The 24,787-nt window shown below is 71.1% G+C and carries 24 protein-coding genes and 1 pseudogene; 12 read left to right on the top strand and 13 right to left on the bottom strand.

The features are described from left to right. Positions 1-94: 94 nt before the first annotated feature. The 4 genes from AC4OR8_RS04225 to AC4OR8_RS04210 all read left to right on the top strand — a co-directional run bounded on the left by AC4OR8_RS04225 (position 95) and on the right by AC4OR8_RS04210 (position 4,893). The gene (locus tag AC4OR8_RS04225) at positions 95-886 is read left to right on the top strand and encodes an IclR family transcriptional regulator (protein WP_492164320.1); all 792 of its coding nucleotides are present in this window, start codon (positions 95-97) and stop codon (positions 884-886) included. Then, the gene (locus tag AC4OR8_RS04220; RefSeq protein ID WP_492164319.1) at positions 886-1,932 is read left to right on the top strand and encodes an HpcH/HpaI aldolase/citrate lyase family protein; all 1,047 of its coding nucleotides are present in this window, start codon (positions 886-888) and stop codon (positions 1,930-1,932) included. Before AC4OR8_RS04225 ends, AC4OR8_RS04220 begins: the two co-directional genes overlap by 1 nt. A gap of 683 nt (positions 1,933-2,615) precedes the next feature. Next, a complete protein-coding gene (locus AC4OR8_RS04215; protein ID WP_492164318.1) occupies positions 2,616-3,650 on the top strand; it encodes an LOTUS domain-containing protein in 1,035 nt (344 codons plus the stop codon). A 4-nt stretch (positions 3,651-3,654) separates the two neighbouring features. After that, entirely contained in the window at positions 3,655-4,893 is a 1,239-nt protein-coding gene (locus AC4OR8_RS04210) for a hypothetical protein (RefSeq protein WP_492164317.1), read from the top strand. 302 nt (positions 4,894-5,195) lie between these two features. Here the strand turns inward: AC4OR8_RS04210 and AC4OR8_RS04205 are convergent, their stop codons facing one another. The 3 genes and pseudogenes from AC4OR8_RS04205 to AC4OR8_RS04195 all read right to left on the bottom strand — a co-directional run bounded on the left by AC4OR8_RS04205 (position 5,196) and on the right by AC4OR8_RS04195 (position 7,113). Next, positions 5,196-5,771 carry a tyrosine-type recombinase/integrase gene (locus AC4OR8_RS04205; RefSeq protein WP_492164316.1) on the bottom strand — a complete coding sequence of 192 codons (576 nt, stop codon included), beginning with the start codon at positions 5,769-5,771 and terminating at the stop codon, positions 5,196-5,198. 59 nt (positions 5,772-5,830) lie between these two features. Further along, a pseudogene (locus AC4OR8_RS04200) lies at positions 5,831-6,067 on the bottom strand (hypothetical protein); the annotation flags it as partial. Between the two features lie 689 nt (positions 6,068-6,756). Beyond that, positions 6,757-7,113, bottom strand: a complete 357-nt coding sequence (locus AC4OR8_RS04195) for a hypothetical protein (protein ID WP_492164315.1) — start codon at positions 7,111-7,113, stop codon at positions 6,757-6,759. Between the two features lie 837 nt (positions 7,114-7,950). On the opposite strand from AC4OR8_RS04195, the gene AC4OR8_RS04190 reads away from it, so the two are divergent. Together AC4OR8_RS04190 and AC4OR8_RS04185 are read left to right on the top strand one after the other, a co-directional pair. Beyond that, the gene (locus tag AC4OR8_RS04190) at positions 7,951-8,604 is read left to right on the top strand and encodes a hypothetical protein (protein ID WP_492164314.1); all 654 of its coding nucleotides are present in this window, start codon (positions 7,951-7,953) and stop codon (positions 8,602-8,604) included. Further along, positions 8,601-9,383 (top strand): hypothetical protein, encoded by a 783-nt coding sequence (locus AC4OR8_RS04185; RefSeq protein WP_492164313.1) that lies wholly within the window; start codon positions 8,601-8,603, stop codon positions 9,381-9,383. The genes AC4OR8_RS04190 and AC4OR8_RS04185 overlap by 4 nt, the downstream gene beginning before the upstream one ends. A 104-nt stretch (positions 9,384-9,487) precedes the next feature. Here AC4OR8_RS04185 and AC4OR8_RS04180 read toward each other — a convergent pair whose 3' ends face one another. Then, positions 9,488-9,949: a hypothetical protein gene (locus AC4OR8_RS04180; RefSeq protein WP_492164312.1), complete on the bottom strand. Its 462-nt coding sequence runs from the start codon at positions 9,947-9,949 to the stop codon at positions 9,488-9,490. 248 nt (positions 9,950-10,197) lie between these two features. Between AC4OR8_RS04180 and AC4OR8_RS04175 the strand changes: the two genes are divergently transcribed. Further along, complete coding sequence (locus AC4OR8_RS04175; protein ID WP_492164311.1) at positions 10,198-10,431, top strand: hypothetical protein; 234 nt, start codon at positions 10,198-10,200, stop codon at positions 10,429-10,431. 239 nt (positions 10,432-10,670) lie between these two features. After that, positions 10,671-12,332: a phospholipase D-like domain-containing protein gene (locus AC4OR8_RS04170; RefSeq protein ID WP_492164310.1), complete on the top strand. Its 1,662-nt coding sequence runs from the start codon at positions 10,671-10,673 to the stop codon at positions 12,330-12,332. Here AC4OR8_RS04170 and AC4OR8_RS04165 read toward each other — a convergent pair. Together AC4OR8_RS04165 and AC4OR8_RS04160 are read right to left on the bottom strand one after the other, a co-directional pair. After that, positions 12,329-12,961: a DUF998 domain-containing protein gene (locus tag AC4OR8_RS04165; RefSeq protein ID WP_492164309.1), complete on the bottom strand. Its 633-nt coding sequence runs from the start codon at positions 12,959-12,961 to the stop codon at positions 12,329-12,331. The two genes, AC4OR8_RS04170 and AC4OR8_RS04165, sit on opposite strands and share 4 nt — an antisense overlap. Before the next feature lie 57 nt (positions 12,962-13,018). Further along, the gene (locus tag AC4OR8_RS04160) at positions 13,019-13,654 is read right to left on the bottom strand and encodes a dihydrofolate reductase family protein (protein ID WP_492164472.1); all 636 of its coding nucleotides are present in this window, start codon (positions 13,652-13,654) and stop codon (positions 13,019-13,021) included. 114 nt (positions 13,655-13,768) lie between these two features. Between AC4OR8_RS04160 and AC4OR8_RS04155 the strand changes: the two genes are divergently transcribed. Then, positions 13,769-14,671, top strand: coding sequence for an NAD-dependent epimerase/dehydratase family protein (locus AC4OR8_RS04155; protein WP_492164308.1), 903 nt, complete (start codon positions 13,769-13,771; stop codon positions 14,669-14,671). Between the two features lie 12 nt (positions 14,672-14,683). On the opposite strand, the gene AC4OR8_RS04150 is transcribed toward AC4OR8_RS04155, so the two are convergent. Together AC4OR8_RS04150 and AC4OR8_RS04145 are read right to left on the bottom strand one after the other, a co-directional pair. Further along, positions 14,684-14,974, bottom strand: coding sequence for a hypothetical protein (locus AC4OR8_RS04150; RefSeq protein WP_492164307.1), 291 nt, complete (start codon positions 14,972-14,974; stop codon positions 14,684-14,686). Between the two features lie 44 nt (positions 14,975-15,018). After that, positions 15,019-15,885, bottom strand: coding sequence for a LysR family transcriptional regulator (locus AC4OR8_RS04145; protein ID WP_492164306.1), 867 nt, complete (start codon positions 15,883-15,885; stop codon positions 15,019-15,021). 91 nt (positions 15,886-15,976) lie between these two features. On the opposite strand from AC4OR8_RS04145, the gene AC4OR8_RS04140 reads away from it, so the two are divergent. Beyond that, a complete protein-coding gene (locus AC4OR8_RS04140) occupies positions 15,977-16,693 on the top strand; it encodes an SDR family oxidoreductase (protein WP_492164305.1) in 717 nt (238 codons plus the stop codon). A gap of 102 nt (positions 16,694-16,795) precedes the next feature. Here the strand turns inward: AC4OR8_RS04140 and AC4OR8_RS04135 are convergent, their stop codons facing one another. From AC4OR8_RS04135 to AC4OR8_RS04120, 4 genes are read right to left on the bottom strand one after another with little or no spacing between them, the layout of a single operon-like run. Continuing rightward, on the bottom strand, positions 16,796-18,265 hold the full coding sequence (locus AC4OR8_RS04135; RefSeq protein WP_492164304.1) for a dihydroorotase: 1,470 nt from the start codon (positions 18,263-18,265) through the stop codon (positions 16,796-16,798). An 11-nt stretch (positions 18,266-18,276) separates the two neighbouring features. Next, positions 18,277-19,731: an MmgE/PrpD family protein gene (locus AC4OR8_RS04130; RefSeq protein WP_492164303.1), complete on the bottom strand. Its 1,455-nt coding sequence runs from the start codon at positions 19,729-19,731 to the stop codon at positions 18,277-18,279. Then, positions 19,728-20,600 carry a cyclase family protein gene (locus tag AC4OR8_RS04125; protein ID WP_492164302.1) on the bottom strand — a complete coding sequence of 291 codons (873 nt, stop codon included), beginning with the start codon at positions 20,598-20,600 and terminating at the stop codon, positions 19,728-19,730. Before AC4OR8_RS04125 ends, AC4OR8_RS04130 begins: the two co-directional genes overlap by 4 nt. Beyond that, positions 20,597-21,796, bottom strand: coding sequence for a CaiB/BaiF CoA transferase family protein (locus tag AC4OR8_RS04120; RefSeq protein WP_492164301.1), 1,200 nt, complete (start codon positions 21,794-21,796; stop codon positions 20,597-20,599). The genes AC4OR8_RS04125 and AC4OR8_RS04120 overlap by 4 nt, the downstream gene beginning before the upstream one ends. 135 nt (positions 21,797-21,931) lie before the next feature. On the opposite strand from AC4OR8_RS04120, the gene AC4OR8_RS04115 reads away from it, so the two are divergent. Next, positions 21,932-23,296 carry an MmgE/PrpD family protein gene (locus AC4OR8_RS04115; RefSeq protein ID WP_492164300.1) on the top strand — a complete coding sequence of 455 codons (1,365 nt, stop codon included), beginning with the start codon at positions 21,932-21,934 and terminating at the stop codon, positions 23,294-23,296. Between the two features lie 8 nt (positions 23,297-23,304). Here AC4OR8_RS04115 and AC4OR8_RS04110 read toward each other — a convergent pair whose 3' ends face one another. Then, positions 23,305-23,802: a heme-degrading domain-containing protein gene (locus AC4OR8_RS04110; protein ID WP_492164299.1), complete on the bottom strand. Its 498-nt coding sequence runs from the start codon at positions 23,800-23,802 to the stop codon at positions 23,305-23,307. A 595-nt stretch (positions 23,803-24,397) separates the two neighbouring features. On the opposite strand from AC4OR8_RS04110, the gene AC4OR8_RS04105 reads away from it, so the two are divergent. Continuing rightward, entirely contained in the window at positions 24,398-24,601 is a 204-nt protein-coding gene (locus AC4OR8_RS04105) for a cold-shock protein (protein WP_492164298.1), read from the top strand. The last annotated feature ends 186 nt before the right edge of the window (positions 24,602-24,787 follow it).

The following is a 24,787-nucleotide window of genomic DNA, read 5'->3' as shown; positions in this document are numbered from 1 at the left end:
CACCAGCGCTTGGGCGATATCTAGGGGTCGCCCGACGCGAAACGCAAGCGTTACAGTTCCGCTAAGCGAAACACCACGACAGAGGGATGTGCCCGTGAGCGCTGAACAGATCCGCGGCGACGTCGTCCGGGAGACACCGGGCGGAACGGAGGCGGCCGACCGCGTCGCCGACGTGCTGCTGCTCTTCGCCCGCTCCGAGGACCCCCTCGGCGTCTCGCGCATCGCGCGCTCGCTGTCGCTGAGCAAGGCCGTGGTGCACCGCATCCTGCAGTCGCTGTCGTCGCGCTCGCTGGTGCAGCCGGTGCCGGGCGGCTCGGCGTACGTGCTGGGCCCGGCGGCGGCCGGGCTGGCGGCGCGGGCGTGGAGCCAGCTCGACGTGCGCTCGGTGGCCTCGCCGGTGCTGCGGCGGCTGCGCGACACGACGCGGGAGACCACGACGCTGTCGGTGCTGGTGGGCGACCAGCGCATCTACCTCGACCAGTTCGAGAGCCCGCAGGAGGTGAAGATGGTCGTCGAGATCGGGCCCCGCTTCCCGCTGCACTCCGGAGCGTCGAGCCGCGCGATCCTGGCCCACCTGCCGCAGGCCTTGGTCGACGAGGCCGTGCGCCAGCTGCTGGCGATCAAGCCGGAGACCGACGCCGAGGCCTACCTCGCCGACCTCGCCCTCACCCGCGAGCGGGGCTACACGGTGTCGCTGAACGAGCGCAACACCGGCGCCGCCTCGATCGCCTCGCCGTTCTTCGACGTGGCCGGCAACGTGCTGGGCTCGGTGAGCTCGTCGGGGCCGGTCTTCCGCTACACCGGCGGCACCGAGGAGCACCAGACGCGCCCGGTGGTCGAGGCCGCGCACGAGATCACCGAGCGCCTGCGGCAGCGGAGCGCCTGATGCTCCCCCGCTCCTTCCTCTACGTGCCCGGCAACCGGCCCGACCTGTTCGCCAAGGCCGCCGCCGGCCCCGCCGACGCGGTGGTGCTCGACCTCGAGGACGCCGTGCCGCTGTCCGCCAAGGACGACGCCCGCGCCGCCGTGCGTCGCTGGCTCGACGACCTCGACCCCGACGCCCCCGGCCCGCAGGTGTGGGTGCGCGTCGACCCCCACGGCCTCACCGCCGACCTCGACGCCGTCCTCCATCCCCACCTCTCCGGCCTCTTCCTCGCCGGCTGCACCCCCGCCGCCCTCCACGCCCTGACCGCCCACCCCCGCTGGTCAAGCAACGAGCCCCAGCAACCCTTGGTGGTTGAGGAGCGAGCGCCAGCGAGCGTCTCGAAACCACCGGACGCCGCTCGTAGGTCGAGCAGCGAGGAGCAAGCGCCAGAGAGCAACCCTTCGGTGGTTGAGGAGCGAGCGCCAGCGAGCGCCCCCTCGGTGGTTGAGGAGCGAGCGCCAGCGAGCGGCCCCTCGGTGGTTGAGGAGCGAGCGCCAGCGAGCGTCTCGAAACCACTGGTGGTCGGCCTCGTCGAGAGCGCCGCAGGCCTGCTCGCCCTGGCGGAGATGGCCGCCCACCCGGCCCTCACCGCCTTCGGCGTCGGCGAGGTCGACCTGCTGGGCGACCTCCGCGTGGCCCGCACCCACCGCACGGAAGCCGTGGTGGCCGCCCTGCGCACGCAGATCGTGGTGCACAGCGCCGCCGCTGGTCTGGCGGCCCCGGTGGCCCCGACCTCGACCGACTTCCGCGACCTCGATGCGTTCGCCGAGAGCACCCGCCTCGCCCTCGACCTCGGCTTCCGCTCCCGCACCGCGATCCACCCCGGCCAGGTGCCGGTCATCCACGCCGTGCTGACCCCGTCGGACGACGACGTCGCCGCCGCCCGCGACATTGTTGAGCGCTACGAGGCGGCTGGGAGCGGTGTGGCTGTGGACGCCTTCGGACGGTTTATCGACGCCGCAGTCGTGCGCGGCGCCCGGGAGACGCTCGCCCGAGCTGCGGCATAGGCGGGGGAAAGACGCACGGACCCCGTCCACTCCATCGACTGCGCCTGCGCTCAAAGCGGGGTCCGTCTCAACTGAGCGGACTCAGTCTCAGCTCCATGCCACCAACTGTCGCGCTAAGGTCCGGGCCCGGCCACCCGCGCCGTCGGTGGTCGGTTTCGCTCCAGCACTGCTGCGTGACTTGGCCGACGTGCTCGCTAGCTGTGCGGCTGCCTCAAAGCGCGAGGCTGCAACCCGACGCGACGGCAGCGACAGGTGCCTAGCGATGGGTGGCCTTGGAGCATCAGATGACCGTGCCACCAGTGCCTTCGCCCGTTCTCTCAACCGGCCGCGCGACGACGCGACGACCCCGATCCCGACAACTCGGCGCTTGAGGTAAGCGACCTCACGAACACCGGTGCCTGACCAACTCTCCGGCCCCGGCTCGCGCCTACACGGGTGGACTGGACTTGACGGACACCGGGCAACCCGTAGCATTAGCAGTGGGAAACGAGGACCCAATCAAGTCTGACCAGAATCAGACTTGCGAGGGCCAAGGAGTTTCGTCCGAAGAGAGTACGGCAGTCACCTCGTCAGCAGGGGTCGCTGTCAAGCTCTTGGCGAGGGCCTCATGCGGACGAAGAAGGAGCTGATCTGTTTCTCGCGGTCCCGGCACGTGCCGGGACGACGACGCGAGAGGCTGCGGAATGTCCAACCCCACCACCAGCGCCGAGGGCATGATCGCCCCGGGCGCCAAGCAAGACTTGGGAACCGGAACTGTGGGGGATCCTGGATCCGCAGCTTCGAGCGGAGTCGACGCGCCCGTCGCCGCGCTGTCCTTATCGGAATCGTTCGACCTGCTCGTCGCCACCGTGACCGCGATGGAGCTCTCCGGAGCAACTACCTCCGCGGCCGGAGTTTCCGCGCGGATGAGACTGAGGAACGGGGCATTTGATCCCCGTGCGCTCGGGTTCACGACCTTCCGCCGGTTCCTGAGCGCTGCCGAGGTCGAAGGGCACGTCCTCGCACGTCGCGGCCCCGACGACCTGAGCATCCACACGCCGGACACGCTCGGCGTAACGGCGATAGCGCAGCCGGATGCGCAAGTTCAGACGCGGCTCGACCGCGGCGTGTGGGAGGCGTTCCAGGACCGCGGTCACCCCGGACCTCACCTCTGGAATCGCCGCACCGGCACCTTAAAGTCCTACGCCGACGATGGGACTGCGCTCTCGGACGCGACTGCCGACGCCGATGAGGTGCCGCTGCACGCGGTCGACGACGACACGCTCACCGGCTGGATGCGCGAGTTCACCGCTGGGCTTTCGCACAACGAGATGCAGTCGCGGCTGTCGACAGCCCTAGATGGTGCCAACCGAGTCGACGTCTTCCTTCAGATTGCTCGAGTGCATCAGACCACATTGCGACGTTGGCGTCGCTTCCTGCGCGAGCGGATCATGGAACACGCCAAGTCATGGGCCGAGGCCAACGACATCGATCTCGAAACGGTCTTTCGCACCGTGTCGCAAGACGTCACGATCGCAGGTGAGCCGACGCGGACGGCGTATCCGGCTGGTGTGGCGGGAGTGCAGCGGGCCAGGCACTTCGCCGCCATCGGACCGTCAGGCGAAGCCAGCACCTACGAGACCCGGGTGCGTGCGCAACTGGTGGACGTCATCAACCGTATGCCGCTGAGCGACCTCCTCAGGCTCAGCGTGCCGGCGGAGTATCTGCTGGGGCCGTGACCGCTTGTCCTCCTTCAGCCTGCGCGAGCTGCTGGAGCGTCCCCGTCCCCTGACCCAGACCGTGACCGTGGGCAGCGGAAGGACCGCCAGCCGCCTCGGACCCGGCATCGCCGACGACACTGCCTATCTGCTCCCCGACGGGCGCCTGCACCTTCCCGCGCACGGGCCGGCCCTGCACGCGCTCGCCGAGGCTCTCACCGCAGGTGTGCCCCCGCCTATCCCTGAGCACCTGCGCGACTCCGCCTGGGCGGCACTCCTAGGCGCCCCGGGCTTTCGCTTCCGGATGCTGCCACCGGCCTTGTCGGATCCCTGGGACGTCCAGCCGGCTTTGGCGGGCGGGCATGTCGACAGGGTCGGTCTCGTGGCCGTGGCAGCAGTCGAAGACGAGGCGTTTCAAGCAGGCGCCGTCGACGAGCGCTTGGCGGTCATGGGCGTGCTCACCGTCGAATCTGCAACGGGTGGCGGGCCGGTCGAGGCCTGGCTCACGACGCAGTGGGTCACCTCCACGCTCGCGCTCGTGGACGCCATGTGCAGCGCCCATCCCTTCGCCGCGCCCGACTACCTCCTCCCGTCCAAGGCCGTCACCGTCCTCCTTGCCCCGTCGGTGGGCGGCGCCTTCGGCCTCCTCGACCTCCCACGGCTGCGGTTGCGCGCAGCGCACCTCGGGCTCTCGCTCGACGTCGTGGATCGTGGGTCGCTGGACGCGCGGTCGGTTCGCACGCGCGTCAGCGGATCCTCAGGCGTTCACCTCGTCTGTGTAGGGCCGCGAGACCACGTCTCGGTCGAACTGGAGGCAGCCTTCGCTGCCGCAGGTCGAGGTAGGACCACGAGCTGGATCCTCCCGGGGGTTAGGCCCCTGGAGGACGACCTTGCCGATCGCCTGCTGAGCGCGGCCGGCCTCGATGCCGCACTGCACCCGCTGACCCCGCCCGCAGTGGCGAGGCCGGCATCGACCGCGAGGCCCGCCCTGCCCCTCTCCGATCCCCGCGAGTGCCGCCACCACCGCAAGACGCAGCGGGTCTACGTCCTTGACGGCGCGGACAACACGTGGTGGACACGTGACGCTGACGGTCACGGCGGGTCGGTCTTTAAGACCTACCGCGAGACCGACGGCTGGATGAACCACGTCGCCGAGCACGACGAACAGGGCGCGGTTATCAACAAGCACAAGGGCCCGTCCGGCGCGAGGATGGCCGTGACGGAGTTCCGCTCCTGCCCTCGCCCGCAGAAGCACCTGCCTTAGTTCGAACAGGCATGGCGACTCACGCAGCTGCGTTAGCTCGATGCGCTGTCCGCGCCAACCAGCCGAATGCCGCGGGCCGCGGGCCGCGGGCCGCGGGCCGAATGTTGTCTAAGGGACCGGGCAACGTGGAGCCCTAGCAAGGAGAAGTCGCGAAGGTCAACTGCCGCTGAACCTTCGCGGCGGATCGATCGCGGAGAGCGGCCCCCATGAAGCTCGAAATCGCGCTATGTCGCAACACTGTTCCGGTTCTCCTGGGAGGCGTCCTGTTCCGGCGCGTCATTCTGGGCGGCGTGCCACCGAAGCTATGCGCCAGCGACGTAGGCGGTGGGGAAGTGGACGCCGTGGCGGTCAGGGTTCCCTCGGGCACGGTCGTAGTGCCCGGTGGTGCGCGGGTCGGCGTGCCGGGCGAGGATCTGGGCGCCCCGCAGCGGGACGCCAGCGTCGAGCGCGTTGGTGATCGCGGCATGGCGCAGCGAGTGCGGGCTGATGTGTCGCGGGATCGCTGCGACCCGGGCGATGCGCTGGGCCATCCGATACACGTCACGTCGATCTACCGGCTTGCCGGTGAGCGGACGCAGGATGAGCGGTCCGGCGGTCCGCTCGCCTCGGCATGCCTCGAGCACTCGGAGTACCGAGACAGTGATTGGCATGGTGGCGGGTTTGTTGCCCTTGCCGACTAGGTGCAGGACGCGGTGGCCGCGCAGCGTCTCGGCGTAGTCCTCGATCCGGACCGCTGCCGCCTCTGAGGCTCGCAGAGCGTTGATGCCAAGCAGGTAGGCGAGTGCGCCGTGATGGACGGTGACCGTCTGAGCGACTTGCAGGAACCGGATGAGCTCGAGTCGGTCGAGCCCTTGGGTACGCGACTCATCACGATGCACCTCGGGTAGCCGGGCGTAGAGCGCTGGATCGGAGGACGTGAGTCCGTCGATATGGCAAACCGGAAGTACCCGCGCACCCCATGCATCATCGTGACCACCGACGAGGCCATCAGGCCGCCTCCGGTCAACGAGCGGATGTAGAGCTCGACGTGTGCGCGCTCTACGCCGATCAAGGCGTCGACCCCGTTGGTCTCACACCAGGCGAACCACCGGCGCAACTGGTAGGAGTACAGGTGGTGAGTAGGTCCGGAGTAGCGGGCGAGGAACGAGACGGCGGCAAGTTGCGCGGGCGTCATGTTGGCAGGCTGGAACGGCATCAGCTCCCGAGGAGCGTCTTGGCTGGTCATGGAGTTCTCCGCGGCGATGCCGGGGTGACCTGCCGTGCTCGCCGTCAACGCGACGAGGTCAGAGGATCGACGCTACGCGCAGCAAGGCAACCGACGGTGTCGATTGATCGGCTGACGCCACGCCACGCCGCGCACGCGGCGGAAAGACGTGCGGGTTCAGACGCGCCCCTCCCGCAGGCCCATTGCCCGAATTGCGTAGTCGTGTCTGCGTTCGTGACGCCTATGGAACGGACTTGGACTCATGACCTGCGACGTACTCGACGATGTACTGATTGATCTCGCACTGCTTCTCTGCGGGCGAGTCGTCGGGAAGCTCAGTCCACATGCGATCCGCCTTGTACAGGTTTCGGGCGGCTGCCTTCTCAACGCTGCACGCAACCGGCACGGGCTCGGGCGCAGGCGGATCATCGCTTGTGATAGCTGCCCCACCCACCGTGATCAATGCACCGAGAATCAGGCCCGCGGCGCCGATCGAGGCCGTGACAATCAGACCTCGTGTCTCGATGCGGGCTACCGTGACGGGAGCTTCTGTCGGAGGGGCCCCAGGGGATGACGGCACCGAGGCGGAAGGACGAAGGCTCGCCAGATCCGCGGGATCGAGGTTGAGCAGTGCCTCTACTAGGGCGTCCCGACTCGTGTCATCCGTCGGCATGCGCCTCTCGAGATCTCGAGTCCACCACGATTTCCAGCACCTTGCGCACCGCTTCGTCGTCAAGGGCTGGGTGCTTCTCCTGGAGCAGGCGAAGGTCACGCATCAGCCGAAGAAGGTCGTCGGTGTCGTCGGACGACACGTGAAGCGTGTACCGGTGGCCGTCAGTACCGATCTGCTCAATGGCGATGTTGACGTCCCGCCGCACTTGCGTCAGCTGCAACTGGCGTCTGTTCCAGTCGCTCGCACGACGAAGATTCTGGATGGCGAAGTAGGCGGCGGAGGCTGCAAGCGCAGCACCTAGGCTGCCGGACAACGTTGCGAGGAGGTCTACTACGGCTGACATGGGTACTAGTTGCACCATCCCGCCTCCTTCGACCATAACGACATCTATGGAAAGTACAGCAACTCCTCGTCTCTCAGGAGGTGGAGCAGGCTGGAGCTAGGCCTTCTACGACGACACGCTGCGAACCTGCTGCGACAGGCAGCCCGAGGCCTCTAGCGGCGGTTTGACGCGACTAGCGGAGGGCGCCTTGCCCTGGTTCGGGCGGAACGCTCGAGTTTGGCTGGGCGACCGTGCCGGGTCGACGTGGGCGTCTGTCCAGCGCTCGTACGGATCGAGTGACATCAGGTCAACCGACGACGCCGAGCGCGGCTGGAGAACATCACTGCCGCCGAGTTGATCGGCTTCGTCGTCGTCATTTGGGCGCTCTGCCTGGCCTACCAGGTGTTACGGCGTGGTGAAACAACCGATAGGCGACACCAGCAGATCAAGCCCGTCTCCGACATTGGAGGCAGGCTTCCTGACCGGCGGAGAGCAGATGCGTCGCCGTGACAGCGGGACGCGTCAACGAGACGACAAAGACGTGAGGTGTACCACCGCTTAGCGTTCAACCTTGGCCTGGGGCAGTAAAGATGCAGGTCAGAGGTGTGTTGCCCCGTCGCGGTCGCCGCTCATGGATGGACGTCAACCGCGTTCGCTCAATGCGCGTCTACACATCTGCTCACATCACCCATACCTCTTGGCTGATTAGACCCCATCTGACCTGGCAATACCTTGTAGGCACCGGGAAGCGACAAGACGCCTCCCTGGACGCGAAAGAGATGATGGTGATGTGACCCGTTGCGCGGTCTGCGTTCGGGAAGTACTCTTCGGTTCAACATCAAGCGACGAGGGGGGCATGTGGTCGACGCAAGCAAGGTCCTGAAGGAGGCATGGGAGGCGGTTCAAGGAGCCGATCTGCCGGAAGAAGTGCACGAGGTCGCGTTCCGCGAGGCGGTGCGGCTGCTGTCGGCGCCGACGGCTGTCGGCGGCCCGGCGGCTCCGATCGGTCACAACGGCGGCAACGGCCAGACGCCGAAGCCCGACTCAACCGGCGACGGCGGTGGAAGCGCGAAGGACGCGGGCGCCACCGGCGGTAGCGGCGGTGACATCACCATGAGTGAGAACGAGCTCCTGAGCAAGGTTGCCGCCGGCACTGGCACTTCCCAGGAGAAGTTGGAGAACCTGGTTCATCTGGACAACGGTGTGCTGAAAATCAGTCTGCCGGGCATCAAGCTGGGCAAGAACAACGCAGACAAGACGCGGGCGGTCGCGCAGGTGCTCAGCATCGTGCGCGCCTTCGGCCTGGATGAGGACGGCACGAGCGTCGAGTCAGTTCGCCTGGAAGCGCAGCGCCTCAAGTGCTACGACGGGCCGAACTTCACGAAGCAGTTGTCCCGGCTGACGCCTGGCTACGTCATCACTGGAGGTGGCGCGAACAAGCGGGTGCGCGCGAAGGCTGGTGGGATCGCGTCGTTCCCGGCGTTGGTTGACCAGTTGCTCGGCGACTCGTGACCTCAGGGCTCGACCCCTCGCAGACCCTGGGCGACCTGCCCCAGGGTCTGCGTGATGAGTTGCTGGAGGAGTACACCAAGATCACGAAGAACTTCGCACGAGGCGAGTGGGGATCGGCTGAGTTGTACGGCGGTCGCTTCTGCGAGGTCGTCTACTCGATCCTCAAGGGTCACGTGGACGGCCGGTTTCCGACCTCGGCGTCGAAGCCAGCGAACTTTCCGCAGAAGTGTCGCGATCTGGAACAGCAGGCCGACAAGGCCAAGTTCCCGCAGTCGGTTCGGATCGGGATTCCTCGCCTGCTGATCGGGTTGTACGAGTTCCGTAACAACCGTGACAGCGGGCATGTCGGTGGTGAGGTGGATGCGAATCACATGGACGCCACCTATGTCCTGCATGCAGCCCAGTGGGTCATGGCTGAACTGGTTCGGCTCTTCCATGCGACTGACGTGCCGACCGCCACCGCCACCGTGGACGCGTTGGTCGAGCGGACGCTGCCACTGATCTGGGAGGTCAACGGCCGGCGTCGCATCATGGACCCGACAATGCGCTTGGCCGACAAGACGTTGTTGCTGCTGTACGGCTCCACCAGCGGCATGACGGACGCTGACTTGGCTGCCGACCTTAAGCACGGTCGTCTCCGTGACTACAAGAAGACGTTGCGGGCCCTTGATGAGCAAGTGCTGGTGGAGTACGACGAGCAAAGCGGGCTTGGAGTCATCTCCCCGAAGGGCGAGGCGGACGTTGAGGCCCGTCTGTTGCCAGCATTACTCCTGGACTAGCCTCCGGGGCCGTGGCGACCGGCCGGACAGGTCGCGACCGGCCGGACGGGTAGTTGGCCCGCCGACCGGTCGCAACACGCCTCAGGGCATCTCAGCCCGCCCGCCTAGCCGTCGTGCAGCGCAGCGTCATGGACCTCGAGGTCGTAGACGTACGAGCTGCACGCGGGGCAGACCTGCGCCTCCTCGGGCACGCCAGCGGGCGGCGTCTTGCTCGCCGTCACCATGGCGGCCTCGGCACCGAGGACCGTCTCGATGACCTTGTCGCGGTAGCGCAGGTGGCGCTGGTGCTCCTCGACGTCGGCGGCGGGCGCGGGCATACCCAGCGAGCGCAGCAGGCGGCCGCAGCGGTTGAAGTTGGCGGGCGAGTAGTCCGCGCTCTTCGGGTTGGACGAGAGCACGAGGCGGAGGCCGGGCTTTTCGCCCTTGCTGTCCACCAGGCGCGGGTCCGTCAGGACCAAGTGAATGCGGTCGGACTGCGAGGGGGACCACCACAGGGTGATCTGGTGGCCGCCGCCGCTCGCCTTGTCCGCGAGGTCGATGTAGGTGTTGCTGGGCGTCGTCGACATGACGATCTCCGCTCTCCTGCCGACTGGGGCAGGCTTTGTTGGGTGCCCGACATGGGGCTGACGCACATGCGTCGAGTGAAGTATACCTCCCCGAGAGGCCCTGAAGTCGAGAACGCAGACACCCGCGGTCCCTGTACTAGCTCTCAAGACCATCAGGGACGACGGGCGAGTTCGCCCGCACGGGCGACCGCCTAGCTTAGGGCTGTGATGCACTTCTCCCACACTAGGGCGGCACGGGAAAAGCCGCCGTGTCGGTCCTGTTCTTCGCCAGCGAACGGGTGGTCCGGATCGAGCACGAACCTTTCGCCACCGCAGCCAGGGCACTCGGCGTCGTCGTCAGCCGTGACGCGCCACAGGCGATGCCTGTGATCTCGTTGCTGTTCTTTGTCATGCCACTTGGTGGGCCCGCCAGCTCGTATATATCCCTGATGCGACGAACGGGCCAGACCGAAACCTGCGTCATAGCGGGCGGAGTGACGTGACTCCGCCGCCGCGGCGACCGTGGTGGCCACACCGACGGCACCGTGACCGACGGGCCGCCCCCGTAGTGACGCGACACCCCGGCGGGTTCTGATCCTCGACGTCGCGTCCTGCAACGAGGCCTTTGAGTGGGCCGCGAAGCTCGCCGTGGCCTGCCGGGGCGCACAAGAGGTGAGTGAGGTGGTGCACGCCCCGGACGTCTGACCCCACGACGCGGCCCGCGACCGGCATGCTGGGGCCCGTGACCACCGACGACCCGCCCCAGCGGTCCGAGCCCGAGGCCTGGCTGCTGACCAAGTCAGAGCGGGCCAATCCCACCACCGTGCTCGACGACCAGCACCCCGGCGACCGCGCCTGGTCGGAGGGCAACCTGGTGCGCCCGCTGGTGCACGGCGCGACGTACTTCGCCGAGCTCCACGAGCGGCTGGAGGCCACGCAGGCCGGCGACCTCGTCTACTTCACCGACTGGCAGGGCGACGCCGACGAGCAGCTCACCGACGACCCCGCCAGCACCGTGGCCGACGTGCTGGCGCGCGCCGACGAGCGCGGCGTCGACGTACGCGGGCTGGTGTGGCGCTCCCACTGGGCCAAGCTCGGGTTCAGCGCGAGTGAGAACCGCCGGCTCGGCAAGACCCTGCAGCGACGCGGAGCGGAGGCCCTGCTCGACATGCGGGTGCGCACCGGCGGGTCGCACCACCAGAAGTTCGTGGTGATCCGCCACCGCGACGACGCCACGCGCGACATCGCCTACGTCGGCGGCATCGACCTGTGCCACTCCCGGCGCGACACCATCGACCACCACGGCGACGCCCAGGCGCTCGAGCTGACCGAGGAGTACGGGCCCACGCCGCCGTGGCACGACGTGATGGTCGCGATCCAGGGGCCGGCGGTGCACGACGTGGAGACGGTGTTCCGCGAGCGGTGGCTCGACCCGACGCCGCTGAGCCGCAACCCGGCGTACGTGCTGCGTGAGCGGATCCTGGGCATGGACATCTCGCCCGACCCGCTGCCCGCGCAGGCGCCCGCGCCGCCGCAGGTCGAGGGTGGCACCCACGCCGTGCAGCTGCTGCGCACCTACCCCAACCTGCGCCACGGCCGCGACTACCCCTTCGCCCGCGGCGGCGAGCGCAGCGTGGCCCGCGGCTACTCCAAGGCGCTGGACGGCGCGCGGACGCTGGTCTACGTGGAGGACCAGTACCTGTGGGGCCACCACGTCGGCGAGGTGTTCACCGAGGCGCTGCGCCGCAACCCCGGCCTGCACGTGGTGGCGGTCGTGCCGATGTACCCCGACCTCAGCGGGGTCTCCCGCCCGCCGCAGCTGCTCGGGCGGCGGCGCGCGATGACCGAGATGATGAAGGCCGGCCCCGGCCGGGTCGCGATCTACGGCATCGAGAACCACGCCGGCACCCCGGTCTACGTGCACGCCAAGATCTGCGTCGTCGACGACCTGTGGGCCGCCGTCGGCTCCGACAACTTCAACCGCCGCTCCTGGACCCACGACTCCGAGCTCACCGCGGCGGTCGTCGACCGCGCCGAGCACCACGACGACGACGGCCGCGTGCACGGCCGCTACCCGATGCGCCTGCGGCTGACGCTGGCCGCCGAGCACCTCGACCGGCCCGTCGACACCGAGGCCGACCCCGGCGACGACGCGGCGCTGCTGCGCGCGGCGTCCGACTGCGTCGACCCGCTCGGCATGTACGAGGCGTTCGCCGCCTCGGCGAGGGCCCTGGACGCCTGGCACGACGGCGGACGCCAGGGGCCGCGGCCGCCTGGACGTCTCCGCACGGTGCAGGCGCCCGACATGGGCCGGTTCGTCCAGGCGCTGGCGGTCCCGCAGTACCTCGCCCTCCACGACCCCGACGGCCGACCGAAGCCGCTGCGCCGTCGCGACGGGTTCTAGTACGCCGACCGCGCGCGGCGGGGGCGTCGGGTCCAGGCGACGACGGCCAGCGCGACCAGCACCGGCCACAGCGCGAGGCGCTCGAGGGCGCCCGAGGCAGGGCTCTCACCGGCGAGCACGAACGCCGCGGCGGCCACTCCGGTGATCGCTCCCGTGACCAAAAGCCCCCGGCCCAGCCGTGGCTCGCCGCGGCGCAGCCGCGCACCCAGCACGAGCAGCGCCAGGGGCTGCGCGACGAACAGCGGCGCGGCGGCCAGCGCGTGCAATGTGGCGTCGCGGTCGAGCGGCGCGAGGCCGGTGGCGACCGAGCTGAGCCCCGAGACCACGAGCAGCCCGGTGACCCAGGGCCCGAGCGACCGGGCGAGCAGCAGCGCCCCACCGGCCAGCAGGACCCCGAAGCCGACGAACGAGAGGTTCATCAGGTCGTGGCGCGGCGAGCAGTACGCCGTCGAGCAGCCGACCTCCCCGAGCCGGCTGACCGAGTCGGCGACGAAGCTGTAGCCGCCCGTGGTCGCCGCGGCGACGACCACCTCGGTCGCGATGTAGGCCGGTCGCACCAGCAGCGCCGCGACACCCCAGCGCGCAGCCGCTCCCCCGGCCGCGTCGCGTCGTACTGCGGCTGCCGGCACCCGCTCACCGTAGGCCGCGGGGGCGCGGCAGGGCACAGGACCCGCTCGGCCGCCGGCTCAGTCGCGCCAGAACAGGTGGTGGACCACGCCGCTCGGGCTCGGGACGACGTCGCGGTGGTAGCGGTCGAGGAGCTCGTCGGGCGAGCCCCACAGCCGCGACCCGGCGCCCAGCTCGACGGGGGCCACCGCGACGTGGAGGGTGTCGACGAGCCCGGCGTCCAGGAACTGCCGCACGGTGTCGGCGCCGCCGCCGAGGCGGACGTCCTTGCCGTCGGCGGCCTCCAGGGCCTGCTCCAGCACCGTCGCGGGGTCGCCGCCCACGAAGTGGAAGGTCGTGTCGCCCAGGGTGAACGAGGGCCGCTCGTGGTGGGTCATCACGAACACCGGGGTGTGGAACGGCGGCTCCGCGCCCCACCACCCCTGCCACTCCTCGTCGACCCACGGGCCGCGGTGGGGGCTGAACTTGTTGCGCCCCATGATCTCCGCGCCGATGTCGCGGTGGAACTCGCGCACCAGGTGGTCGTCGAGACCGCGGCTGCCGCCCGGGTCGGTGCGGCCGGGCCAGCTCGCCGTGGACGCCGCCCAGCTCATCAGCGCCATCGGGTCGGCGTGGCCGAAGGGCCGCTCCAGGCTCTGCCCCTCCCCGGCGGCGTACCCGTCGCTCGACACGCCGAAGTTGTGGACCCTGACCATCTGCGTCACTGCTGCTCCTCACCACGTGGGGTCGTCGCCACCTCAGACCGCCCGGCCGTGCCGAACTCATCGGGCCGGGGAGGCGGGTGAGGACCGGGGTGGTTGGCTGGCTCCATGCGCATCTTCTTCACGGGGGGCAGCGGCAAGGCCGGCAAGCACGTCGCGCCCTACCTCGCCGCTCAGGGCCACCACGTCACCAACGCCGACCTCAAGCCCCTGGGCCACCCGGACGTCGCCGACCTGCAGGTCGACCTCACCGACGCCGGGGAGACCTACTCGGCGATGGCGGGGCTCGCCACCATGGAGGAGCTCGAGCTCGACGCGCAGCCGACGTACGACGCGGTGGTGCACTACGCCGCCGTGCCGCGCATCCTGCTCACCTCGGACGCGAAGACCTACGCGACCAACATGCTGAGCACCTACAACGTGCTGGAGGCCGCCACCCGCCTCGGGATCCGCAAGGTCGTCTTCGCCTCCTCGGAGACGACGTACGGCATCTGCTTCGCCCAGGGCGAGCGCAAGCCGCTCTACGTGCCGGTCGACGAGGAGCACCCGGTCGTGCCGGAGGACGCCTACGCGATGTCGAAGGTGGCCGGCGAGGTGACCGCGCGGTCGTTCCAGGCCCGCACCGGCGCCGACGTCTACGGCCTGCGGATCAACAACGTCATCGAGCCCCACGAGTACGCCGAGATGTTCCCGCCGTTCCTCGACGACCCGTCGCTGCGCCGGCGCAACATCTTCGCCTACATCGACACCCGCGACCTGGCCCAGATGACGTTGCGCTGCCTGGAGACCGACGGGCTCGGCTACGAGGTCTTCAACGTGGCGAACGCCGACATGTCGGTCGCCGCGACCACCCAGGAGGTCATCGAGCGGTTCTACGAGGGCGTCGAGGTGCGGCGCGAGATGGGCCGCGACGAGACGTTCTACGCCATCGACAAGGCCCGCGACCTGCTCGGCTTCGACCCGCAGCACTCCTGGCGCGACGAGCTGGCTGACCCCCGCGCCACGGCCTGAGCCCGGGGTTCGCTAAGGCGTGTCGTCCGCGCGCCGGCGTCCGAGCCGGAAGCCGACCGCCGCGGCGACGAGCGCCAGCCCGGCGGCGGCGATCGCGTAGCCGACCAGCTGGGCCGGCGTCACGAGCACCACCGTCGGAGCGCTCACAGTGTCCTTCCAGCGGATGTTCCAGTCACCGCTGCCGCTGAGGGGGGTGTAGGCGTACCAGCCGAGGTCGGCCGGGGTCGCCCGGGTGGACAGCGCGATGATGACGCCGGCCGCCACGAGGATCAGGCCGAGGACCCACCAGACATGTCGGAGCACCCGCCGAGTATGGACCAGCCCGGCGGCGGCGGGATGTGGCCGGTCTAGGCCGGGGCGGCCAGCGCCAGGCGGTCGGCCGAGCGCACGAACGACGCCACCGCCAGCGACCGGGAGTGCGACGGCCACGCGAGCACCGTCGTCACCTCGGGGGCGTCGGTGACCGGCACCGCGACGTGCGCGGGCCACTGCCACGCCCGACTCGAGGCCGGGATGACCAGCAGCGTCCTGCCCAGCGCCACGAGCTGGGCGAGCTTCGACTGGGTGCGCGCCTCCGGCCCGGGCCCGTCGGGGTAGGTGCCGTCGAGCCGCGGCCAGCGGGCGATGGGGAGGTCGGGCACGTCGCTCACCTCCGCCAGCGTCAGCCGCTCCCGTGAGGCCAGCGGGTGGGTGCGGGGCACGATCGCGACCTGCCCCTCGACGAGCAGGTCGGCGGTGTCGAACCCGACCAGGTCGTCGTAGGGGCGGTGCATCAGGGCCACGTCGGCGCGCCCGCTGCGCAGCAGCCCCGCCTGCTCCCCCACCTCGCACAGCAGCACCTCCACCGGCGTCGCGCCCGGCTCGGCCGCGTGGGCGTCGAGCAGCCGCTGCAGCAGATCGTGGGACGCGCCCGCCTTGGTGGCCAGCACGAGACGCGGCGTCGTCTCGCCGGCCCGCTGGGTACGACGGGCCGCTGCCGCCACGGCGTCCAGGGCCGCCCTCGCCTCGACGAGCAGCACCGCACCGGCGTCGGTCAGCGCGGCCCCGCGGCGGTCGCGGTCGAGCAGCTGGACCCCGAGCCGGTGCTCGAGCTGGCGGATGGCGCGTGACAGCGGCGGCTGCGCGATGCCGAGGCGATCGGCGGCTCGACCGAAGTGCAGCTCCTCCGCGACGGCCACGAAGTACCGCAGCTCACGTGTCTCCAGGTCGGCCACCCGAAGACCCTAGCCCCTGGTACCCGGCGGGTATCACAGCCCAGCCGATCGGTCTTGGACGCCGTCGCGCCCACCCGCCGACGATGGGTGCATGGACGAGATGAGGACCGCGCTGGTCACCGGCGCGAACAAGGGCATCGGCTACGCCGTCGCCGAGGGGCTCGGCGCAGAGGGGTTCCGGGTCGCCGTCGGCGCCCGCGACGGCGCCCGCCGCGAGGAGGCCGTGGCGCGACTGCTCGCCGGCGGTGTCGAGGCGTTCGGGGTGGCCCTCGACGTCACTTCCGACGACAGCGTCGCCGCCGCGGCCGTGGCCGTCGAGGCCACGGCGGGACGCCTCGACGTGCTGGTCAACAACGCCGGCATCGGCGGCCGCACCGACGGGGGCGCCCAAGACCCGACCACGCTCGACCTCGACGTCGTGCGCACGGTCCTGGAGACCAACGTGCTCGGCGTGGTGCGGGTGACCAACGCGCTGCTGCCGCTGCTGCGTCGCTCGGCCTCACCGCGCATCGTCAACGTGTCGTCCAACATGGGCTCGCTGGCCCTGCAGACCGGGCCGGTCATGGCGGCGTACGCCCCGTCGAAGAGCATGCTCAACGCCCTGACGGTGCAGTACGCCCGCCGGCTCGCCGACACGAACGTCATCATCAACGCCTGCTGCCCCGGCTACGTCGCCACCGACTTCACCGGTCACGCCTCGTCGCGCACGCCGGAGCAGGGCGCCGCCGTCGTCGTCCGGCTCGCCACGCTGCCCGACGACGGGCCCCGCGGTGGGTTCTTCGACGACGGGGGCGTCGTGCCCTGGTGAGGCCGGGCGGGGCGCCCGGGCGACGGCGCCGCAGCGCCCGGGCGCGATCACGAGGGACCGTGCGCGCCCCGGCTCCAGCCAGGGGCGCGCACGGGGGCTGGGTCAGCGGCGCCCGGAGCGCCGTACGAACTGACCGCGCGGGTGACCGACGACGGTGCCGTCGCGCAGGACGGCGGAGCCGCGCAGGTAGGTGTCGGTGACGCGGGCGGTGAGCTCGAAGCCCTCGAAGGGGGTGTACTCCTGCGTCGACAGCGAGTCGGCGGCGCGCACCTCGTAGGAGACGTCGTCGTCGACGAGGCAGAAGTCGGCGTCCTTGCCGACGGCCAGGTCGCCCTTCTGCGAGAGCCCGAAGCGCGCGGCCGGGCCGCGGGCGGTGAGCTCGGCGACGGCGCCGTACGACAGGCCGCGGCGGCGGCCCTCGGTGATCAGGCCGGGCAGGAGGTACTCGGTGCCGCCGAAGCCGGACTTGGCCAGGAACACGTCATCCTTCGGCTCGCCGAACTTCGTCTCCTCCTTGCAGCAGGCGTGGTCGGAGGTGACCCAGGAGAAGTTGCCGGCGAGGAGGTGCTCCCACAGCGCGTCGACGTCCTCGGGCGAGCGCAGCGGCGGGTTGACCTTGCCGCCGAGGTTGGCGGTGTGGAAGTTGGCCACCAGGTGACCCACGGTGACCTCGCGGCGGAAGTCGATGTGGGGGAACGTCGACTGCATCATCATCGCCGCCTCGATCGCCTTGCGCGAGGTGAGGTGGAGCAGGTTGATGTTCGGCAGCTCGGTCTCGTGGGCGAGGTAGGAGGCGATGGTGATCGCCAGGCCCTCGGAGTGCGGCGGGCGCGAGGCGCTGTAGGCCTCCAGGCCGGTGAGCGTGCCGTCGGCCTCGACCAGCTTGGTGTAGGCCCGCATGATCTCGGCGGTCTCGCAGTGCAGCGACAGCGAGATGGCGTCGCGGTCGGCGGTGAAGCGCTCGTCGTTGCGCGCCTTCTGGATGCCGCGCATCACGAACTCGAAGTGGGCCAGGTCGTAGGACTGGTCCTCGGGCAGCATCAGGAACGAGCCCTGGTCGGCGGAGCGGCCGTGCAGGCCGTGGCTGCCGTAGAACATGAAGATCTTGAACGACGGGACGCCGAACTCCTCGATCATCATCGGGATCTCCTCGATGTGCTCCTCGAGGATCGGCGCGACGTGGAAGGCGTAGTCGACGTAGGCGCGGCCGTCGGTGGCGGCCAGCACGTCGGGGAACACCTCACGGTAGGGCCCGGTGCGGTTGAGGTAGTAGGCACCGGTGCGGATGTAGGTGATCCCGGAGGTCACCCCGCCCTGCGCCGAGGCGCGGCTCTCGGTCTCGGCGTCCTCGCCCAGCTCGTTGTAGATGCCCCAGTGCTGGTGCACGTCGACGACGCCGGGGAACAGCAGCTTGCCGCCCGCGTCGAGCACGTCGGCGGCGCCGCTCTGGTCGAGGTCGGCCTCGACGGCGGTGAAGACGCCGTCCTTCACGCCGACGTCGAGCCGCTCGGGCTCGTCGTGCCCGGGACGGACCACCCGCGCGTTCGTGATCACCAGGTCGTAGTCGCTCATGTCGTCACCCTTCACTTCGTGCGGTCGGTGGTCGTCGGGTCGGTGGGGTCGAACGGGTCCACCGCCGTGAGCGGCGCGAGCACCGCCCGGACGTCGGTGCAGGTCTCGAGCTCGGCGCAGGCCTGCGCCAGGGCCTCGACCTGGTCGTCGGCCAGCGTGCGGCCGGCGTTGGCGCGGAACTTCGAGGCCAGCTCGTCGAACGTCAGCGGCCGCTGCGGTCCGCCGCGCGTGGTGAGGACCTCCTCCACCAGCTCGCTGCCGTCGACCAGCCGCGCGGTCAGCACGGCGGGGAACTGGGTCGGGAAGATGTCGGTGCACCGCTGGTCGGGCACCACGTCGACCTTCGCCATCAGCGCGCGCCGCTGCGGGTCGCGGGCCAGCTCGTCGGTGTAGTCCTCCACCCCGGCGCCCAGGCCGGCGCCGCCGAGCAGGCCGACGGCCACGGCGTACGGCCCGCTGAACTGGGCCATGTAGCCGGTCTCCGGGGTGCGCTTCACCTCGATGGGCTCGCCGATGGTGCGCAGGTTGGGGGCCGGTACGCCGAGGACGAGCCGCTCCACGTCGTCGGGTCGCACGCCGCGCTCGCGCAGGCGGCCGGCCGCGTCGATCGCGGCGTGGGTGAAGTGGTTGGCGGGGTAGGGCTTGAAGAAGATGTCGGGCACCGCCCAGGTCTCCCCCAGGCCGTCGACGACCGCGCTCGGGTCGAACTTCCCGTGCAGCCACGCCTGGTAGAAGCCGAAGCGGCCCTCGAGCACCGTCGGCGGGCCGGTGAGGCCGTAGGAGACCAGCTCGGCGGCCGAGACCGCGGCGTGGGCGGCCCAGCCGCAGTGCAGGCGCTTCACGGTGCCGCCGGTGCGGTTGGCCTCGATGATCCCCGACGCCATCGACGCCGCGACGCCGAGGCTGTCGACCACCGCGTCGGCCCCGCCGCCGCCCAGCACGGTCGCCGCCACCGCGCCGCCCATGGCGCCGCAGATGGAGGTGGCGTGCTGGCCGTGCTCGAAGAACGTGGAGTTCTTCGCGGCCTCGTCGTAGCCGGCCATGCCCAGGCGCACGCACGTCTCCAGGCCCAGCGCGATCGCGCGCACCAGCTCGCGCCCGTCGGCGCCGCTGCGCTCGGCCGCGGCCAGCGCGACCGGCACCACCGTGGCGCTGGGGTGGAGCACCGAGGGCAGGTGGGTGTCGTCGTAGTCGAGGGAGTGGGCCAGCACGCCGTTGACGAACGCCGCCAGCCCGGCCGGCAGCCGCTCCGGCACGCCCACGGCCGACGCCGAGGCGCGCCCGCCCTGGCTCGTCGCCCAGGCGCGCGCCGCGCGGCTGGTCTCCAACGGCGCCGCGGCCACCGCGATGCCGACGGTGTCGAGCACCCGCTTGCGCACGCTGTCGACGACGCCGTCGGGCAGCGCGTCGTACGTCGTGGCCTCGGCGAAGGCGCCCAGCTGCTGGGCCAGGGTCGGCTCGCTCACGACTCGGCCTGGGTGGGCTGGGCGGCGGTCTGCGAGCGCAGGGCCAGCGGGCGCACCGGGGAGCCGGTGGCGCCGAAGATGTTCATCGGCACCAGCACGAAGGTGAACTCGCCCCACCCGGCGGCGGCGAGGCCCTCCAGGTCGAGCGCCTCGACGATGTAGATGCCGGCCTCGACCAGCAGGACCCGGTGGGCCGGCAGCAGCGCGTGGCCGCCGCCCGGCGCGAGCCGCTCGAAGGCGATGGTGTCGGCGCCGGCGGCGTGCACCCCGCGCTCGGCGAGCCACACCGCGCCGGCTTCGCCGATGCCGGGCACGCCCGAGGGCCCCCCGACGTACGGCGCGCCCTCGGCGAAGCGCGAGCCCCAGCCGCTGCGGATCAGCACGACGTCGCCCGCGCCGACGGTGACGCCCTGGCGCTCGGCGGTGGCCTCGAGGTCGGCGACGGTGATCTCGTAGCCGCCCTCGCAGTGGGTGACGCCGAGGTGGCCCGCGACGTCGAGCAGCACGCCGCGGCGCAGCATCGGCGCGATGGTGTGCACGCCGTGCTCCTCGTACTTGCCGGCCACGCACGCCGCGGCCGCGTCGGCGCCGCCGTGCAGCTTGCCGTCGAAGGAGACGTGGGCCAGCGCGTCGATGTGGGTGCCGACGTGGGTGCCGGTGGTGATCATGTCGTTGGCCGCGCTGCTGCCGTCGGCGCGCACCATGTCGCCGTGGCGGCGCGGCAGCGTGTGCCAGAACTGGGGGTGGTTGGGCGACTGCGGCATGCCCACCCGCAGCTGCCGGCCGAGGTCGATCGTGTCGACCCCGCCCTGCACGGCCTGCAGCAGGGCGTCGGCGGTCGGGGCGTCGGTCGTCGGGGCGTCGCTCACCGCACGGCCTCCTCTTCCTTCAGTCGGGTGATGTCGGCGTCGTCGTAGCCGAGCTCGCGCAGCACCTCGTCGGTGTCCTGGCCCAGCGCTCGGCCGGTGAAGCGGATGCGGCCCGGCGAGCCGCTCATCCGCCACATCACGTTGTGCTGCAGCAGCGGGCCCAGGTCGGGGTCGTCGACCTCGACGAGCATCTGCGTCTCGCGCACGTGGGGGTCCTCGGTGAGGTCGCGGGCGTCGTACACGGGGGCGATCGCGGCGCCGGCGTCGGTGAACGCCGCCAGCACCGTCTCCCGGTCGCGCGCGGCGATCCAGCCGCCGACGTGGTCGTCGAGCAGGTCGACGTGCTCGGCGCGGCCGGCGCCGGTGGCGAACCACGGCTCGTCGATGACCTCGGGGTGGCCCACGAGCGTCATCACGCGCTCGGCGATGCGCTGGGCGCTGGTCGAGATGGCCACCCAGCCGCCGTCGGAGGTGCGGTAGGTGTTGCGGGGGGCGTTGTTGGTGGAGCGGTTGCCGTGGCGCTGGGCGACCTCGCCGGTCTGCTGGTAGACCGTCGGGCCCGGGCCGACCGCGGCCATGATCGGCTCGAGGATGCTCAGGTCGACGACCTGGCCCTCGCCGGTGCGGTCGCGGTGGCGCAGCGCCATCAGCACCGCCGACGACGCGGCGATCCCGCAGATGCTGTCGGCCAGGCCGAACGCCGGCAGCGTGGGCGGGCCGTCGGCCTCGCCGGTGGCGGCCGCGAAGCCGCTCATCGCCTCCGCCAGGGTCCCGAACCCGGGACGGCTGCTGTAGGGGCCGGTCTGGCCGAACCCGGTCAGCCGGACGACCACCAGACCGGGGTTGTCGGCGTGCAGCACCTCGGGGCCCAGGCCCCAGCGCTCGAGGGTGCCGGGGCGGAAGTTCTCGACCAGCACGTCGGCCTGCGCGGCCAGGCGGCGCAGCACCTCGGCGCCGCCGGTGGCCTTCAGGTCGACCGCCACGGTGCGCTTGTTGCGGCTGATCTCCTTCCACCACAGCGGCACGCCGTCCTTGCTCCGGCCGTGCCCGCGCATGTTGTCGCCGCCGCGCGGGTGCTCGACCTTGATCACGTCGGCGCCGTAGTCGCCGAGCAGCTGGCAGCACAGCGGGCCCGCGAGGATCGTCGAGACGTCGAGCACGCGCAGGCCCTCGAGGGGTGCGGGGGGGAGGGACACGCAGCATCCGTTTCGGCAGGAGGAACGATCAGGACCGTGGCGTCACTGTAGCCGGAACGCGTCGCCCCGTGAAGGGCCGCGGCTGATCCCGCTCAACCACTGTCACCGCGGCGCCCGGCGCCGTATCGTGGGCGCATGGCGGAGGCAGACACGTTCCTACTGGCGGAACGCACGCGCGACGCGGTGACCACGCTGGTGCGGGAGGTGTCGCTGCCGTACGCCGACCTGCCCGCCCCGGTGGCCCGCCGCCTGCCCGTCGTGCTCACCGACCTGCTCGGCGTCACCGTGGCCGGCCTGCGAACGCCCGAGCTGCGCGCGCTGCTGGAGGTCTGGCCCGTTCCGCCCGGCGCGCACCGGCTGCCCGGCACGCCGGTGTCCACCACGCCCGAGACCGTCGCGCTGCTGGCCGCCGCCGCGGCCTGCTCCCAGGAGCTCGACGAGGGCAACAAGCACGCCGCGGGCCACCCCGCGGTGCACGTCGTGCCCGCCGCGATCGCCGCGGCACAGCAGGCGCCCGGTCCGGTCAGCGGCGCCGACCTGCTGGCCGCGGTGGCCGGCGGCTACGAGGTGGCGGCCCGCTTCGGGCACGCCGTGCGCCGCGACCCGGCGTGGCACACCCACGGCCACTGGGGCGTCACCGGAGCGGCGTACGCCGCGGCGCGGCTGCTCGGGGCCACCCCGGCCCAGGTCGCGGCCGCCGTCGACGCCTCCACCGGGCTGATGACGGCCGCCCCCTGGGCGGCGGTGCTCGCCGGCGACGTCACCCGCAACCTGTGGGCCGGCCAGGCCGGCGTGGCCGGGCTCTCCTCGGCCCACCTCGCCCGGGCCGGGCTGGTGACCAACCGCGGCGGCGCCGCCGCGGCGTTCGCGCTGGTCGGCGGGCTCGAGCCCGACCTGCTGCTCGACGGCCTCGGTGACCGCTGGCTCGCCGCCGAGGGCTACCTCAAGCAGCACGCCGCCTGCTCCTACACCCACGCCGCGATCGACCTCGTGCTGTCGCTGCGGGCCGCCGGGGGCTGGCGCGCCGAGGACGTCGCCGCCGTGCGGGTCGGCATCCACTCCCTCGCCGCTCCCCTGCGCCAGCGCCACCCGGCCAACCGGCTGGCCGCGATGTTCTCCCTGCCCTTCGCGGTGGCCACCGCGGCCGTCAGCGGGGAGGTCACCCCCACCACGATGGAGCCCGGCACCCCGGCCTTCGCCGCGGCCGACGCCTTCAGCGACCGCGTCGCCGTGGAGCTGAGCGACGACCTCGACCGCCACCTGCCGGCCCGCCGGGTCTGCGAGGTCGAGGTGGAGCTGCACGACGGGCGCACCTGGGCGCTCGCGCAGCCCGACCCGATCGGCGACACCGCGCACTTCCCCCTCGGCGAGGCCGAGGTGGTGGCCAAGGTCGACGCCCTCGTGCACGCCGGGTACGGCGCCCCGCTGCTCGACGCCGTGCGCCGGCTGGCCGAGGCCGACGACGTGGTGGCCGCCCTGGCGGCCCTGCCGCTCGACTGAGCGGCGCCTCAGCGCCCCGCGGCCAGGAAGGCCTCGAGCGTCTCGACCACCAGCCGGTGGTCGTCGAGCTGGGGCAGGCCCGAGACCGCGACCGTGCCGACGCAGCCGGTGTCCCTCACCAGGACCGGGAAGGCGCCGCCGTGCGCGGCGTACCGCGACGGGTCGAGCCGGGAGCTCTTCTCGAAGGTGCTCCCGTCGACCCGGAACTGCTCGCCGACGCGCAGCGAGGACCGCCCGTAGCGGTCGACCACCGCGCACTTGCGCTCCAGCCACCCGTCGTTGTCGGCCGACGCGCCCGGGAGCGCGGCGTGGAACAGGCGCTGGCCGTTGCGGCGCACCGAGATCGCGACCGGGAGCCCGGCGGCGAGGGCGGCGTCGCGCAGGGCGGTTCCGAGCGCCCACGCGGTGTCCTCGTCGAACCGGTCGAAGACCAGGCGCGCCTCCTGCGCCGCCAGCTCGTCGAGCAGCTCGCGCCCCGGCGTCCCCGTCTCGGTCTGCTGACCCATGTGTCCACCTCTCGTCGTTGGCGCTCGCGCCAGTCTGCCCCGCGGCGGTCGTCGGCGGCCGCACTCGCGCCGCCACGGGTCTCGATACGCTCGCTGGCGCTCGCTACTCGACCAACGAAGGCCGAGTCCGCGCTCACGAAGCCCTCGGTGGTCGAGTGCCGAGGAGCCCTTCGAGACGCTCGCTGCGCTCGCTCCTCAGGAACCACGCCAGCGACGAGGTGTTTCGAGACCATCGATCACCGGCGACGGGTCTCGATACGCTCGCTGGCGCTCGCTACTCGACTAACGAAGGCCGAGCCCGCGCTCACGAAGCCTTCGGTGGTCGAGTGCCGAGGAGCGCCAGCGACGAGGTGTATCGAGACCACCAGAGCCCGGCGCCACGCCCGTTGTCGGCCCGGAATCGCAGCACGCGGCCTGATGCCCTATCGTGGTGCTTGTTGAAGGGACGATGCTCCACAGTCGTCCTGGCCGCGCAAGATGCCGTGGCTTATTTCTCGTACTCCTGGTTTTCGGCACGCTGGACATCAGCACAGGTGAGTTGTCTTCAGCGGTTGTGGGGCACGAGGCCCCCGACACGTGAACAAGGGATTCGATCATGGCTCAGGGCACCGTCAAGTGGTTCAACGCCGAAAAGGGCTTCGGCTTCATCGCTCAGGATGGTGGCGGCGAGGACGTGTTCGTCCACTACTCCGCCATCCAGACCAGCGGCTACAAGTCGCTCGACGAGAACCAGAAGGTCGAGTTCGACCTCGCCCAGGGCCCCAAGGGTCCCCAGGCTGAGAACGTCCGCGTCTCCTGATTCCACCGCGAAGGGCCCCGACCGCAGCTGCGGTCGGGGCCCTTCGTGCTTGGTGCTCGATGCGCTGAGGGTGGTTTCGAGACGCTCGCTGGCGCTCGCTCCTCAACCACCGAGGACAACGCTCGCTGGCGCTCGCTCCTCAACCACCGAGGACAACGCTCGCTGGCGCTCGCTCCCGACCACCGA

Source organism: Nocardioides sp. FY1077, assembly GCF_058681775.1.
Note: the sequence above shows the minus strand (reverse complement) of the source record. Positions and strands in the feature narration are given on the sequence as shown.